8 protein-coding genes and 1 pseudogene are annotated in these 15,241 nt (G+C 67.0%); 3 read left to right on the forward strand and 6 right to left on the reverse strand.

Annotation, left to right across the window (positions count from 1 at the left end; translation table 11 throughout):
* The first annotated feature begins 79 nt into the window (after positions 1–79).
* The 3 genes from fadD32 to AWC02_RS04385 are packed head-to-tail and all read left to right on the forward strand — an operon-like array spanning position 80 to position 8,916.
* A complete protein-coding gene (gene fadD32 / locus AWC02_RS04375; RefSeq protein WP_085127575.1) occupies positions 80–1,990 on the forward strand; it encodes a long-chain-fatty-acid--AMP ligase FadD32 in 1,911 nt (636 codons plus the stop codon).
* A 9-nt stretch (positions 1,991–1,999) separates the two neighbouring features.
* The gene (gene pks13, locus AWC02_RS04380) at positions 2,000–7,366 is read left to right on the forward strand and encodes a polyketide synthase Pks13 (RefSeq protein ID WP_085127576.1); all 5,367 of its coding nucleotides are present in this window, start codon (positions 2,000–2,002) and stop codon (positions 7,364–7,366) included.
* A complete protein-coding gene (locus AWC02_RS04385) occupies positions 7,363–8,916 on the forward strand; it encodes an acyl-CoA carboxylase subunit beta (protein WP_085127577.1) in 1,554 nt (517 codons plus the stop codon). The genes pks13 and AWC02_RS04385 overlap by 4 nt, the downstream gene beginning before the upstream one ends.
* Before the next feature lie 21 nt (positions 8,917–8,937).
* Here the strand turns inward: AWC02_RS04385 and AWC02_RS04390 are convergent, their stop codons facing one another.
* The 6 genes and pseudogenes from AWC02_RS04390 to AWC02_RS22140 form a co-directional block, all read right to left on the reverse strand.
* Positions 8,938–9,891 carry a hypothetical protein gene (locus tag AWC02_RS04390; protein ID WP_085127578.1) on the reverse strand — a complete coding sequence of 318 codons (954 nt, stop codon included), beginning with the start codon at positions 9,889–9,891 and terminating at the stop codon, positions 8,938–8,940.
* The gene (locus tag AWC02_RS22420; protein ID WP_237160318.1) at positions 9,888–11,129 is read right to left on the reverse strand and encodes a DUF5631 domain-containing protein; all 1,242 of its coding nucleotides are present in this window, start codon (positions 11,127–11,129) and stop codon (positions 9,888–9,890) included. The genes AWC02_RS04390 and AWC02_RS22420 overlap by 4 nt, the downstream gene beginning before the upstream one ends.
* A gap of 1,916 nt (positions 11,130–13,045) precedes the next feature.
* Positions 13,046–13,528 carry a hypothetical protein gene (locus tag AWC02_RS04400; RefSeq protein WP_207567992.1) on the reverse strand — a complete coding sequence of 161 codons (483 nt, stop codon included), beginning with the start codon at positions 13,526–13,528 and terminating at the stop codon, positions 13,046–13,048.
* Positions 13,529–13,707: 179 nt separating this feature from the next.
* The gene (locus tag AWC02_RS04405) at positions 13,708–13,896 is read right to left on the reverse strand and encodes a hypothetical protein (RefSeq protein WP_085127581.1); all 189 of its coding nucleotides are present in this window, start codon (positions 13,894–13,896) and stop codon (positions 13,708–13,710) included.
* Positions 13,897–14,374: 478 nt separating this feature from the next.
* Positions 14,375–14,860: a hypothetical protein gene (locus AWC02_RS21575; protein ID WP_133055599.1), complete on the reverse strand. Its 486-nt coding sequence runs from the start codon at positions 14,858–14,860 to the stop codon at positions 14,375–14,377.
* A 108-nt stretch (positions 14,861–14,968) separates the two neighbouring features.
* Positions 14,969–15,241, reverse strand: a pseudogene (locus AWC02_RS22140) (hypothetical protein); the annotation flags it as partial.

Below are 15,241 nucleotides of genomic sequence, written 5' to 3' on the forward strand. Positions count from 1 at the left end.
GGGCCTGAGATGTAGCGCACCAGCGCGACCCGACGCGCCCGGCAGTTGACTGAACGTATGTTCGCGACAGGAGATTTTGATGGCCCCGGCAACACAGGCCGCCTACCACAACCCCTTCGTCAAGGACGGCAAGATCCGGTTCCCGGACAACGCCAACCTGGTGAAGACCGTCGAGCGCTGGGCTGCGCTTCGCGGGGAGAAGGTGGCGTACCGGTTCCTCGACTACTCCACGGAACGCGACGGCGTGGCCCGGGAGATCTCCTGGTCGGAATTCGGTGCCCGCAACCGCGCGCTGGGCGCCCGGCTGCAGCAGGTCACCCAGCCCGGCGACCGCATCGCGATTCTGTGCCCGCAGAACCTGGACTACCTGGTGTCCTTCTTCGGGATCATGTACTCCGGGCGCATCGCGGTGCCGCTGTTCGACCCGAGCGAGCCCGGTCACGTGGGCCGGCTGCACGCGGTGCTCGACGACTGCACCCCCTCGGCGGTGCTCACCACCAGCGACTCGGCCGAGGGCGTCCGGAAGTTCTTCCGCAGCCGCCCGGCCAACGCCCGCCCGCGCGTGATCGCGGTCGACGCGGTGCCGGTCGAGGTCGGATCGACGTGGGAGATGCCCGAAGTCACCCGTGACTCCATCGCCTACCTGCAGTACACCTCCGGGTCCACCCGCACGCCCACCGGCGTGAAGATCAGCCACCTGAACCTGCCGACCAACGTCGTCCAATTGCTGGACTCGCTCAAGGGACGCGAGGGCGACCGCGGCGTGACCTGGCTGCCGTTCTTCCACGACATGGGCCTGGTCACCATCCTGCTGTCGTGTGTCATGGGCCAGCAGTTCACCTTCATGACCCCGGCCGCCTTCGTCCGCCGGCCCTACCGGTGGATCAAGGAGATGGCCCGCAAGGAGGGCGACACCGGCGAGTGCTTCTCGGTGGCCCCCAACTTCGCCTTCGAGCACGCCGCCGCCCGCGGCCTGCCCAAGGAGGGCGACCCGCCGCTGGACCTGAGCAACGTCCGGGCGATCCTCAACGGCAGCGAGCCGGTGTCGGCGGCATCGGTGCGCCGGTTCAACGAGGCATTCGGTCCGTACGGTTTCCGCGAGGAGGCGATCAAGCCGTCCTACGGGCTGGCCGAGGCCACCCTGTTCGTGTCCACCACCCCGCCCGACGAGGGCCCGAGCATCGTCTATGTCGATCGCGAGGAGCTCAACAACGGCAACCGGTTCATCGAGGTCGCTGCCGATGCCCCCAACGCGGTCGCCCAGGCTTCGGCCGGCCGGGTGTCGGTGGACCAGTGGGCGGTGATCGTCGACTACGAGACCGGTGCCGAGCTGCCCGACGGCGAGATCGGTGAGATCTGGCTGCAGGGCAACAACATGGGCGTCGGGTACTGGAACCGTGAGGAGGAGACGGCCGACACGTTCCACAACGTGCTCAAGTCGCGGGCCAACCCCTCACGCGCCGAGGGATCCGACCCGGACGGCTACTGGGTGCGCACCGGCGACTACGGCGCCTACTACAAGGACGATCTGTACATCACCGGCCGCGTCAAGGACCTGGTGATCGTCGACGGCCGCAACCACTACCCGCAGGACCTCGAGTACTCCGCCCAGGAAGCCAGCCGCGCGTTGCGGGCCGGCTATGTGGCGGCGTTCTCGGTGCCGGCCAACCAGTTGCCGCAGTCGGCGTTCGACAACCCGCATTCCGGGCTGAAGTTCGACCCGGAGGACAGCTCCGAGCAGCTGGTGATCGTGGCCGAGCGCGCCCCGGGCGCCCACAAGCTGGAATACCAGCCCATCGCCGACGACATCCGTGCCGCCATCGCGGTGCGCCACGGGGTGACCGTGCGTGACGTGCTGTTGGTCTCGGCGGGCACCGTGCCCCGGACGTCCAGCGGCAAGATCGGTCGCCGCGCCTGCCGGGCCGCCTATCTCGACGGCAGCCTGCGTGGCGGCACGACAGCCCCGAACTCCTTCCCAGACCAGGTGTAAGGCCACTAAATGAGTGAGGCTCCGCAATTGAGTGACGGCGACGACGCAATCCTGCGCGGCACCAGCCGCACCGACCTGACCGTCGCCGATATGCGGACCTGGCTGCGTAACTGGGTGGCCAATGCCACCGGCCAGTCGCCGGACAAGATCAACGAGACGGCACCGCTGATCGAGCTGGGGCTGTCCTCGCGCGACGCGGTGGCCATGGCGTCGGACATCGAGGACTTCGCCGGCGTGACGTTGTCGGCGACGGTGGCATTCCGGCATCCCACGATCGAAGCGCTGGCCACCGTGATCGTCGAGGGCGAGCCGGTGGTGGTCGACGATTCCGACGGCGAGGACTGGTCGCGCGACGCCGACGTCGACGACATCGCGGTGGTGGGTCTGGCCACCCGCTTCCCGGGCGACATGAACACCCCGGAGGAGACCTGGCGCAAGCTGCTGGAGGGCTTCGACGCGATCACCGATCTGCCCGAGGGCCGCTGGTCGGAGTTCATGGAGGAGCCTCGAGTCGCCGAGCGGGTCAAGAAGGCTCGCACCCGCGGTGGCTACCTCTCCGACATCAAGGGCTTCGACGCCGAGTTCTTCGCGCTGTCGAAGATGGAAGCCGACAACATCGACCCGCAGCAGCGGATGGCGCTGGAGTTGACCTGGGAGGCGCTCGAGCACGCCCGGATCCCGGCCTCGAGCCTGCGCGGCCAAGCGGTCGCGGTCTACATGGGTTCGACCAACGGCGACTATCAGAACCTGGCGCTGTCCGACCCGAGCATCACCCACCCGTATGCCATCACCGGCAACTCCAGCTCGATCATCGCCAACCGGGTCAGCTACTTCTACGACTTCCGCGGGCCGTCGGTCACCGTCGACACCGCATGTTCGTCGTCACTGGTCGCCGCGCACGCCGGTGTGCAGGCGCTGCGCAACGGCGAGGCCGACGTGGCGGTGGTCGGCGGCGTCAACGCGCTGGTCACCCCGCTGGTGACGGTCGGATTCGACGAGGTCGGTGGCGTGCTGTCGCCCGATGGCCGGATCAAGTCGTTCTCGTCCGACGCCGACGGCTACTCCCGTGCCGAGGGCGCCGGCGTGCTGATCCTCAAGCGGGTGGACGACGCGCGTCGCGATGGCGACCAGATCCTCGCGGTGATCGCCGGTTCGGCGGTCAACCACGACGGCCGATCCAACGGCTTGTTGGCACCCAACCCGGACGCTCAGGCCGCCGTGCTGCGCAAGGCCTACAAGAACGCCGGTATCGATCCGCGCACCGTCGACTACATCGAGGCGCACGGCACCGGCACCATCCTGGGCGACCCGATCGAGGCCGAGGCGCTGGGTCGGGTGGTCGGCCGGGGCCGCGCCGCGGACAAGCCCGCCCTGCTGGGTGCGGTGAAATCCAATGTGGGCCACCTGGAGTCGGCCGCCGGTGCGGCGAGCCTGGCCAAGGTCGTGCTCGCATTGCAGCACGACAAGATCCCGCCGTCGATCAACTACGCCGGGCCCAACCCGTACATCGACTTTGCCGGCACCCACCTGAAGGTCGCCGACAGCGCCACCGACTGGCCGCGTTACGGCGGCTATGCGGTCGCCGGTGTATCCGGCTTCGGGTTCGGTGGCGCCAACGCGCACCTGGTGGTGCGTGAGGTGTTGCCGCGCGACGTGATCGAGCGGGAGCCGCAGCCCGAAGAGCCGGTTGCCGACTCTGGCTCGGGCGATGAGGTCGTCGAGCACGAAGCCCCCCGCTTCGACGAGTACGGCGAGTTCATCGCGCCCGAGAGTTCCTACGGTGACGACGGCGACTACGAGCTGCCCGGCCTGACCGATGAGGCGTTGCGCCTGCGCGAGGAGGCCTTGGCCGAACTTGCCGCCGAAGAGCCCGTACAACCCCTGATCCCCCTGGCGATCTCGGCGTTCCTGACCTCCCGCAAGAAGGCCGCCGCGGCCGAGTTGGCCGACTGGATCGACAGCGAAGAGGGCCGGGCCACGCCGCTGACGTCCATCGGCCGCGCACTGTCGCGGCGCAATCACGGCCGGTCGCGCGCTGTGGTGCTGGCCCACGACCACGATGAGGCCATCGCCGGCCTGCGCGCCGTCGCCGAGGGCAAGCAGAAGCCCAACGTCTACTCCGCCGACGGGCCGGTCACCAACGGACCGGTGTGGGTGATGGCCGGCTTCGGCGCCCAGCACCGCAAGATGGGCAAGAACCTCTACCTGCGCAACCCGGTGTTCGCCGAGTGGATCGAGAAGGTCGACGCCCTGGTTCAGGACGAGCGCGGCTACTCGGTGCTGGAACTGATCCTCGACGACTCCCACGAGTACGGCATCGAGACCTCCAACATCGCGATTTTCGCCATCCAGATCGCGCTCGGCGAGATGCTCAAGCATCACGGGGCGCGTCCAACGGCCGTCATCGGTCAGTCGCTGGGTGAACCGGCCTCGGCCTACTTCTCCGGCGGCCTGTCCCTGGCCGACGCCACCCGGGTGATCTGCTCGCGCGCGCACCTGATGGGTGAGGGCGAAGCGATGCTGTTCGGCGAGTACATCCGGTTCATGGCGCTCGTGGAGTACTCCGCCGAGGAACTCAAGACGGTATTCGCCGACTTCCCGGGCCTGGAGGTGTGCGTCTACGCCGCCCCGAGTCAGACCGTGATCGGCGGTCCACCCGAGCAGATCGATGAGATCGTCGCCCGCGCCGAGGCCGAGGGCCGCTTCGCCCGCAAGCTGCAGACCAAGGGCGCCGGCCACACTTCGCAGATGGACCCGTTGCTCGGCGAGTTCTCCGCCGAGCTGCAAGGCATCGAGCCGCGCACGCCGCACGTCGCCATCTTCTCGACGGTGCACGAGGGCAGCTACGTCAAGCCCGGCGGTACACCGATCCACGACGTGGACTACTGGAAGAAGGGGATGCGGCACAGCGTCTACTTCACCCACGGTGTCCGCAACGCCGTGGACAACGGCTACACCACCTTCTTGGAGCTGGCGCCCAACCCGGTCGCCCTGATGCAGGTGGGGCTGACCACCGCCGACGCCGGATTGCACGACGCGCAGCTGATCGCGACGCTGGCGCGCAAGCAAGACGACGTCGACGCGATGACCATGGCGATGGCCCAGCTTTACGTCTACGGCCACGACCTGGACTTCCGGACGTTGTTCCCGCGCGAGGAGCAGGGGCCGATCAGTCCCGCGGAGTTCGCCAACATCCCGCCGACCCGCTTCCGGCGCAAGCCGCACTGGCTCGACGCCCGGTTCTCCGGCGACGCCACCGGTGTCATGCCCGGCTCGCACGTCGCCTTGCCCGACGGTCGGCATGTCTTCGAGTACGCCGGTCGCGGTGAGACGGACCTGGCTGCCCTGGTGAAAGCCGCAGCGGCAGCGGTGCTTCCGGACTCGACACTGGTGGCCAGCGAGCAGCGTGCGGTCCCGGCCGAAGGCTCTCGGCTGGTGACCACGCTGACCCGGCACCCCGGCGGCGCCGCAGTGCAGGTGCACTCCCGCATCGGCGATTCGTTCACGCTGGTCTACGACGCGCTCGTCTCCCGTGGCGGCGCAGCCGCGGTGTTGCCGGTCGCCGTCGGCGCGGGCACCGCAGTGGCCGAGTCGGCTACGACTTCGGTTGCACCGGTTGAGGAACAGGTCGACGACGCGGAGATCCTGCGCGACAACCTGACCGCCGGGGCCGGCCTGGCCGCGAGCTTCGCCAAGTGGTCGCCGGAATCCGGGGAGACCATTGCAGACCGCCTGGGCACGATCGTCGGCGGTGCGATGGGCTACGAGCCCGAGGACCTGCCGTGGGAGGTGCCGCTGATCGAGCTGGGTCTGGATTCGCTGATGGCGGTGCGGATCAAGAACCGGGTCGAATACGACTTCGATCTACCGCCGATCCAGCTGACCGCGGTGCGCGACGCGAACCTCTACAACGTCGAGGAGATGATCCGCTACGCCGTGGAGCACCGCGACGAGGTCGAGGCGCTGCACGAGCACCAGAAGACCCAAACCGCTGACGAGATCGCCGCCGAGCAGGCCGCCATCCTCGCAGCCGCCAAGGCGGCCGAGGAGGCCGGCGAGGCCCCCGCGGCAGCGGCGGAGGCGGCCGCGGCCCCGGAAACTCCTGCGGCACCGCCTGCTTCGGATGTCCCGATTCCGCCGCCGCCGACCAACCCGGCCGGACCGGGTGGCGCACCGATTCCGCCGCCCCCGACCAACCCGGCCGGACCGGCGGCGAACACCAGCGAAGTCAGCGCCAAAACCGCCGCGGCGGCGGCCGCCAAGGTACTCACCCAGGAGGCGGTGACCGAGGCGCTGGGTGCCGATGTGCCCCCGCGTGACGCCGCCGAGCGGATCACTTTCGCCACCTGGGCGATCGTCACCGGGAAGTCGCCCGGTGGCATCTTCAACGACCTGCCGGCAATCGACGACGAGACCGTCGCCAAGATGGCCGAGCGGCTCTCCGAGCGGGCCGAGGGCATCGTCACGGTCGAGGACGTGAAGTCCGCGACCACGATCGAGGAACTGGCGACCATCGTCCGCGATCAGCTCGAAGACGGAGTGGTCGACGGTTTCGTCCGAACCCTGCGCGCCAAACCCGAAGGCTCGAACAGGATTCCGCTGTTCGTCTTCCACCCCGCAGGTGGGTCGACGGTGGTGTACGAGCCGCTGATGAAGCGCCTGCCCGCCGACACCCCGATCTACGGCATTGAGCGGGTGGAGGGTTCGATCGAAGAGCGGGCAGCCGAGTACGTGCCCAAGCTGATGGAGCTGCACGACGGACCGTTCATGCTGGCGGGCTGGTCGCTGGGTGGGGCGATGGCCTACGCCTGCGCGATCGGGCTCAAGCAGGCCGGTGCCGACGTGCGGTACGTCGGGCTGATCGATGCCGTGATGCCCGGTGAGCCGATCGACCAGAGCAAGGAAGGGATGCGCGCTCGCTGGGACCGTTACGCCCGGTTCGCCGAGCGCACGTTCAACGTCGAGGTCCCCGAGATCCCCTACGAGGAGCTGGAGAAACTCGACGACGAGGGGCAGGTCCGCTTCGTCATGGACGTCGTGGCCCAGAGCGGGGTGCAGATCCCGGGCGGCATCATCGAGCACCAGCGCACCTCCTACCTGGACAACCGGGCTCTCGACACCGCCGAATACCGGCCCTATGACGGCTATGTCGCTCTGTATATGGCCGACCGCTACCACGACGACGCCATCGTGTTCGAGCCCGCCTACGCGACCCGCAAACCCGACGGCGGCTGGGGCGAGTACGTCGATGACCTGGAGATCGTGCACATCGGGGGCGAGCATGTTCAGGTCATCGACGAGCCGTACATTGCCAAGGTGGGTGCCCACATGAGTGAGGCGATCAGCCGCATCCAAGCCGAGAGCGAGAGCGCGTGACGAACAAGACCACCGCCGAACTGTTGGCCGAGCTCCGCGAAAAGCTGGAGCTGGCAAAGGAACCTGCGGGTGAGGCAGCCGTCGCCAAGCGTGCGAAGAAGGGAATCCCCAGCGCCCGCGAACGCATTCATGCCCTGCTGGACCCAGGCACCTTTTTGGAGATCGGTGCGCTGTGCAAGACCCCCGGTGACCCCAACGCGCTGTATGGCGACGGCGTGGTCACCGGCCACGGCCGGATCAACGGCCGACCCGTCGGGGTGTTCAGCCACGACCAGACCGTGTTCCAGGGCTCGGTCGGGGAGATGTTCGGCCGCAAGGTGGCCAAGCTGATGGAGTGGGTGGCCATGGTCGGCTGCCCGATCATCGGCATCAATGACTCCGCGGGCGCGCGCATCCAGGACGCGGTGACCTCGCTGGCTTGGTACGCCGAACTGGGCCGCCGCCACGAGATGTTGCGCGGCCTGGTGCCGGAGATCTCGATCATTTTGGGTAAATGTGCTGGGGGAGCGGTCTATTCGCCGATCCAGACCGACCTGCTGGTGGCTGTGCGCGACCAGGGCTACATGTTCATCACCGGACCCGACGTGATCAAGGACGTCACCGGCGAGGACGTGACCTTCGACGAACTCGGCGGTGCCGACGTCCAGGCGCAGCGCGGCAACATTCACAAGGTGGTCGACGACGAAGCCGCGGCGTTCCAGTACGTCCGCGACTACCTGTCGTTCCTGCCGTCCAACCACTTCGACGACGCGCCGGTCATCAACCCGGGCCTCGAGCCCGAAATCACCCCGCACGACCTGGAATTGGACTCGATCGTTCCGGACTCGGACAACGTCGCCTACGACATGCACGAGATCCTGCTGCGGATCTTCGACGACGGCGACGTCTTCGAGATCGCCGAGCAGCGCGGGCGCGCGATGATCACCGCTTTCGCCCGCGTCGACGGGCACCCGGTCGGAGTGATCGCCAACCAGCCGATGTTCATGTCCGGGGCCGTCGACACCGAGGCCTCCGACAAGGCGGCCAGCTTCATCCGTTTCTGCGACTCCTACAATCTCCCACTGGTTTTCGTCGTCGATACTCCCGGCGCGATGCCCGGGGTTTCGGAGGAGAAGAACGGCATCATCAAGCGTGGGGGCAGGTTCTTCAACGCGATCGTCGAGGCCGACGTGCCCAAGGTGACGGTGATCATCCGCAAGGCCTATGGCGGCGGTTACGCGGTCATGGGCTCCAAGCAGCTGTCGGCTGATCTGAACTTCGCCTGGCCGACGGCCCGCATCGCCGTCATCGGCGCCGACGGGGCGGCCCAGCTGCTGGTCAAGCGGTTCCCGGATCCGACCGCGCCCGAGGTGCAGAAGATCAAGCAGGACTTCATCGACGGCTACAACGAGAACATGGCGATTCCGTGGACGGCGGCCGAGCGTGGCTACATCGATGCCGTGATCCAGCCACACGAGACTCGGTTGTTGCTGCGGAAGTCGCTGCGGCTGCTGCGCGACAAGCAGAATTTCCCCAAGGTGCAGCGCAAGCACGGCCTGCTGCCCATCTAGCGCCCCGCCGATGGGGGCGCATCACGTCGCTGAATCGTCCTTGTCGACAATGCGTTTGAGTGGCGTGATGCCGGGATGGCCGGCATCCTTGGCGACGGACTTGGTCACCGGAACATTGGGCGGAGCTGTGGTGCGGCCCTTGACGGGTTGACCGTTGGGCACGCCGGGAGCGGCAATACGCTTCGCATCGGTCTTGTCGTCTTTGCCCTTGGCGCCCGCGCCTCCCGCGCCGGGCATCATCGGCATCATTCCGCCGCCGGCCCCACCCGTTGCCGGAGCGCCGCCTGCCGGCCCGGCCATTGTCGTGCCCCGCAAGGAGCCGGTGGGGGTAGTCGGCGCCGACGTTCCCGGAACCGGAGGTGGACCCAGGTTGCTGGCCGGCGTGGTGCCCGCACCCAGCCCGCCGCCGGCTCCGCCGGAGCCGAAGCCACCGCCTTCCAGCCCCGGATCGGCATCGAAGTCAGAAGCCAATGTGGCGCCGCCAAGCCCGCCCTTGCTCAACGACTGCGCCGCGCTCATCAGCGGCGACAACGCGCCTTGACCGGCCTGCATCAACCCCTGCGGCAGTTTGCTCACCGCGCCGAGTGCCCCGCCGAGCGCTCCGGTGATGCCCTGCATCGCACTGGTGACGCCCTGCATGGCCCCACCCATGGCCTCCTGCGGCCCCTGCCCTGCCATCGAGGGGGCGGCCTCGGCAGCGACGTTCTGAAATCGCGCCACCGCGTCGGCCTCGTGGTTGGCGAACTTTTGCACAGCGTCGGCGGCGTGGCCGGCGCGGTCCGCGTGGTCTTCGGCGAGTCCGGTGTTGGTCTCGACCAGATTCAGGTTGGTCGCGGCCCCGAAGGCCGCCATCGTGGCATCCACGGGTGATGACCCGCCGGGATGGACCGGGCCGGGCGGGATTGCCGCTGGGGGACGCGACAGTGCGATGCGCAAGAAATCCTCGCCGTAATGCCGAACGAAGTCATCGGTCATGGCGTTACCCCTCGCGGTCGCACCGCGGTGGCCTGGTACCAGGCCAGGTGGTAGCCGGCCAGTTCTTGACTCCCGTCGATCAGGGCGTCGATGGCCGCCAACAACATCCAGTCGGCTATGTCCCGGGGCGCATGGTGCGGGTAGGCCGCCTCGATGCGCGCCTCGGTGTCAGTCAGCACCTGCCGAAACAGTTCGATCTCGTTGTCGGCGACCCCGGATCGGCGGGCGACGGCGCGCGCGACGGTCTGCACGATCCGGGGCAGGCGGCTGTTGGTGCCGGCGAGATCGATCAGGGTGGGGCCGAGTTCATCGACGTGGTGGCCGAAGCGAGCACGCTCCCCGCTTCCGGGAATCGGGTCCTCGGGTCCCGCCGTGCCGACGTAGGTGTTCGGGTGGTGGGCAACGGCTGCGATCACTGCACCCAGCAGATCAACCGCGCTGGTGTCGCGGCGGCGCTGGGCGGGATCCAGCAGCGTCAACCCTTGGGGGAGTAGGACGGTCGGCGGAATCCAGCCGCTGGCCAGGTCGGTCGCGACTATGACGGTGGTCTCGTCGTCGCGCAGGCCGACCGCCCAGGCCAGGTGCGGAGCCTGGCGGGCCACGGCGTCAACTTTGCGCTGCAGATCCTGGTGCTCGGCCAGGCGCCGAGCGGCGGTGCCGGCCCCGGCTCCGGCGGTGCTGCCGGCGGCAATCCCGCCGGCCACCGATGCGCCGGACTGCCCGCCGACACCGCTGGGCCTGCCGGCGGGGGCCACGGCCGGACCACCCGGTGCAGGCGCGCTACCGGGCGCCGGCTGGACCGCCGGACCGGCCGGTCCCGCGGGTGCGGTGGCTGTGGTGGGGATCGCCGCGGCGGCCGGGCGCAGGTCCGCGCCGTAGCCGGGCAGCGGTCCCGACGGGGCTACCGGGGGGGCGGTAAACGGCCCCGCCGGTACGGCGGCCGAGCCGGCTGTGACCGGCGGTGGCGCCGCCGGTGGCAGCGGGGCTGCGCTCCCGGCCGGGGCCGCAGGGGCGGCCTCGGCGCCTGAACTGGCCAGTTGGGCCAGGTTGCCCAGCGCACCGCCTGCCATCGGTGTCACCGGCGGGGAGGGCGGAAGCTGCGGCGGCTGGCCCAGCCCTGCCGGGCCGGGTCCGCCGGGCGACAGCGGCGGGGGCGACCCGCCGGGTCCCGATGGACCGCCGGGCATGCCCGACGCAAACGCCTGGGCTTGCCCGCCGGTGGCAAGCCCGGGCGACATCGCGCCCTCAGGCGAGCCCCCAGGGGCGCCGAAGCCCGGCATGGCAGAGGCTATGGGCGGCGGCATGGCGCCACCGGAAGTGACGCCGCCCGGCGCGCCGGGGGTGGGAGCGCTGGGGGTGGAAGGTGCACCGTTGGTGCCCCCAGAGCCAGGGCCGTCTAGGGCTCGGCCTGTGCTGATGAACGAGCTGCGACCGAAGTCGCCTTTATTGGCCGCGCCGCCACCGGACTGCGCAACGGCGCCGACCCCGGCCCCCGCCCTGTAGCTTGTGCCGCCAACTTCCGCCTGATTGTTATCCGGCCCGGTTGCCCTCGCCGTTCCAGCGTCGGCAACCGGGGGGATTGTTGGTAGACCCACCCCTCCCCGTTCGACTGGTGGCTTTCCCAGGCTGTCGGATCCAGGAGGCGGGTCGTTGCCAATCCCCGGCTTCGCGATTGAACTGGGGCCTACCCCATCGAGCATGTTGCCGAAGGGAAAGGGAAAGTCGTTGCCGCCGCCCGGTTCGCCGATATCTCCGGTGCCAAACGGAAAGGGGAGGGCATCGGGCGCCGATGCTTCCCTGCCTAGTTCTTCGACCGTAGGTAGGGGTGCCGTTGCTTGACCAAACTTCGCGCCGCTGTCTTCCAGCCATCGTCGAGCGTCGCCTTCGATACCTAGGCCGTCAAACATTTCCTGCGTTGCTACCAGTATCTTGCTGCAAGCTTCGGCGCTATGGCCGCCCGCCTCACTGTTGGCCGTAGCGATCAAGCGAATAGCCTCTCCTTTCGCTTCGGGCGTATTTTTTGCGACCAGTTCATCGATTTTTGAGTTGTACCGTGAGGCAATGTTTCTCAATTGTCGCCGCAGTTCAGTGACAGCAGCGGCCACACTTTTGCAAGCGACGCTTTTGCTGCGGCAATGCTCTGCTGCATTTACAAGACGGTTGTATCCAATCCGAAGTCGTATAAGTTCGTCCTCCGTGGTCAGGCCACCGTTTCTTGCGCTCACTGTCCTTGTAAAGTCTTGGAGCTCTACAGCCTCGCGCTCCTTTGCATTGGATTGTTCCGACCAGAACTGCTCACCGTTAGTGGGGGCATTCGGAGGCGCGGGCCACCATGCTCCGACCAGGTAACCGGACCAATTGCCGGGCGGCAGATCAGTCATCGCTCAGCCCCTCCAACGTGCGGCCGGATTCGGGTCGCATATGCGGGTGGACTGAATGGTGTGTAGCCCATACCGTCAGCGGCGGACGTCATGGCCAAGCCTCCAGTCCGCGTCGCCGGAATCGATGGGTGGTTACAGGGGAACGGCCGAGAGGGGATCGATGCGCCAATCTCAGCGGTGGGGGCCTAGTCAACCGGCGCGGCATTTCCGAGGCAACTGCTGGGTAGGCAGCTCCCTGGCGGGATAGCTGCGGCAGCCACCTGACACTGTGGCCTGATGCAGTCAGCGGGTTCGCCCCGGCCGCGTCCAGAGTGCGGAGGTGGCCTGATTTCGCCCTATCGCCGATGCCTAAGCCGGTCAGGCGGTACGTAGCTCTACGCCACGTCGTTAGAACTATCGTTGCCCGACGATGCGGCTTCACGATGATCAGTCCGAGTTGCGGCGGCGAAGTTGTGGCCACAGTTCGAATGGTAGCCGTCAATGCGATTGCGCGTTTACATCCAGATCGGGGACCACCTCGCTTCAGGCAGGGGCCATGTCCATTGACGGTAGTGGCAACCGCAGTCGTAGGTCCGGGAGGCGTCCGCGGTCCGGACTTGAATGGAGAACGGCTCAAGGCAGATGAGGGGGATGGCGTTCACCGCTGCTTATGATGCGTTGCGACGTTGGAGATCACCTAAGGCGCCCAACCTCTGTAGGAAGAGCCCATCGCCACGAAATTAAGCAGCCAGCCGACAATATTGAACCGCACCAGTGCGCTCAAAGACGCTGAATCAACGTCTGCAGAGCTCTTTCAATACACGGTTCTTGTCGTTGACGGCGTCCATCCTGTCCTCAAACTGAGATTCGTTCACAATTCCGGCTGTTCCCATGGCCGTCAAATCCTGATACCCAACCGCCAGCTCACGCACAGCCTCACGCACGGATGCATCGAGGGCTGGGTCTGCACTTGCGGTCTCCAGCATGATGGCGCCGTTTGTAAGGGCAATCCGCGCCAACGCAGCATTGTCGGGGGTCTGTGTCTCGATTTTGACGCTCTCGGCGGCAAGCCTATATCGCTCGCAAAGCATCGACTGCGCCGCAGCTCGTTGCGCCTCGGTATAGGTAGGCGAGGAATTTGGCCGATTGACCGCCACGATGCCCAGGGTAAGCGCAGCCAACGAAATGATTAACGTGAAGGCCTGCACTACCAGCGGGGACCGGCTATGCGAACGAGCAGGGGAAGGCTCAGGCCAGGCGGGCGGCAACGTGGTCACCTTTCGGATGGTATCGCTCCATGCCATCGAGGGGCGCCAGCTTTAAGTGTCGCCAGCTCTCAGCGTTACGATCTGCGGGCGAACGAGCGGTCTCTGAATCCCCGCTTTTGAGGAATTCGCCGCCCGCGCGCTACTCCGGCTGCCTCGACCAGGAGCCAAACGCAAGACGCCGGCCCCACTCAGGGCCCACAGAAGGTCTTGAGCACGCCCTCCTGTGCGATCACGGCCTTGAGTGCCGTCTTGTACACGCCGTCTTCAGAGCCCAGTGACGCCGACGCTGCCATCGTCTGATACGACTGGGCCAGCGAATTTGCAGCAATGCGGTACTCGGCCTCGAGCGCGGGATCAGCCGCCGCCGACTCAAGCATGGCGGCACCATTCACAAGTGATATCCGTGCCAACGCGGGATCATCCCCGTTAGTTTCAACATGCTCAGCGTCCGCCGCGAGACTGTACCTCTCGCATAGATGCGCCTTCGCAGCGCGCCGTTGCTGTTCCGAATAAACGGCAGTCGAAGGTTCCGTTGGCCGGACGAGTGCCACTATCGCCACGATTAACGCGGCGAGCGATAGCGCAGCAGACAGGGCTACCAGGATGGTCGGCTGTCGCTGGCGAGGCATCGGCCCGCTCGGCGCCGTCATCCAAGGTGGTTGCGTGGAGATCATTGGGAGCCCCTTACATAATTACACTATTGGTAAATCATGTACCTGCACAGCACCTACTGGACGCACCGTAATAGCGACACTCGCTCGGTTCGCACCGCGATGCCGCACATGTAAAGAGCGCCACCGCCGTCATCAGTCTTGGCGCGCGTTAGACGACCGCCGTACCTGGCCATCACCGAGCTCATCCACCGCACAGCGCCTTCAACACCTCATCTTTAGCGTTCGTGTCGTCAACTATTTGCTGCCATGCCACGGAAGTGCCGGTTTCGGTGCTGGCCAATGCTGCCTGGGTTTGGAAGGACAGCGCCAACGCTTGTCCAGCGTCGCGGAGACTGGCGTCGAGCGGTGGATTTGCCACCGCCGTTTCGAGTATCTGGGCCCCGTTGACCATCGCAATACGCGCCAAAGCGATGTCGCCGCCTGGGGCTGTATCGATTTGCGAAGCGCGAACAGCCAGTCGGTATCTGTCGCAGAACTGTATCTTTGCCGCAGCCCTCTCACCTGGGGAGTACGTCGCCACGCGCGGGGCGGGCCGGTTGAGGCTGATAAGAACGTCCGCTATTGCCACTACCGCGGTGGCGATTAGGCCGATGGTTAGCGCGGCGATCGGTCGGCCACTGGGTCGACTAGGCGGCGGCGCGGGCCAAGGTGGTGGTGTCAGCGTCACAGTGCGGATGGTAGCCCTCGGCGCGATTCTGCGTTTACATCCTGGCTAGAACCGCGTTTGGTCGGCCAGCGCAAGTACTGAGAACCGGGGTGCCTTCCGTGAAGAGGATCAATCGCCGCAGAGCTCATGCATTACGCGAACTTTAGCGTTCGCATCGTTGATCGCTGCTCCTAGCTCCGGGTCATCCTCTTCGCTGCCAGTGGCAACGGCGACGAGAGTCTGATAACTGAGTGCCAGAGCTTTTGCCGCGTCGCGATACTCGGGGTCCAAGGCGGGGTCCATCGCAGGCGTCTCAAGGATCAGTGGGTAAGTCCCCTGGGGTGGTGGGGTTTCGGGCCTGCGGCTGACCGGGGCGGTTGGGCTCTGGTGTGTCGTTGAGGA

The sequence above is a fragment of the Mycolicibacter engbaekii genome (assembly GCF_002101585.1).
GTDB lineage: Bacteria > Actinomycetota > Actinomycetes > Mycobacteriales > Mycobacteriaceae > Mycobacterium > Mycobacterium engbaekii.

What these genes read in the sequence shown, in the direction of transcription:
- fadD32 (WP_085127575.1), top strand. Translation starts at nt 80, where the DNA reads ATGGCCCCGGCAACACAGGCCGCCTACCACAACCCCTTCGTCAAGGAC.
- pks13 (WP_085127576.1), top strand. Translation starts at nt 2,000, where the DNA reads ATGAGTGAGGCTCCGCAATTGAGTGACGGCGACGACGCAATCCTGCGC.
- AWC02_RS04390 (WP_085127578.1), bottom strand. Translation starts at nt 9,891, where the DNA reads ATGACCGATGACTTCGTTCGGCATTACGGCGAGGATTTCTTGCGCATC.
- AWC02_RS22420 (WP_237160318.1), bottom strand. Translation starts at nt 11,129, where the DNA reads ATGTCGCCCGGGCTTGCCACCGGCGGGCAAGCCCAGGCGTTTGCGTCG.
- AWC02_RS04405 (WP_085127581.1), bottom strand. Translation starts at nt 13,896, where the DNA reads ATGCTTGAGTCGGCGGCGGCTGATCCCGCGCTCGAGGCCGAGTACCGC.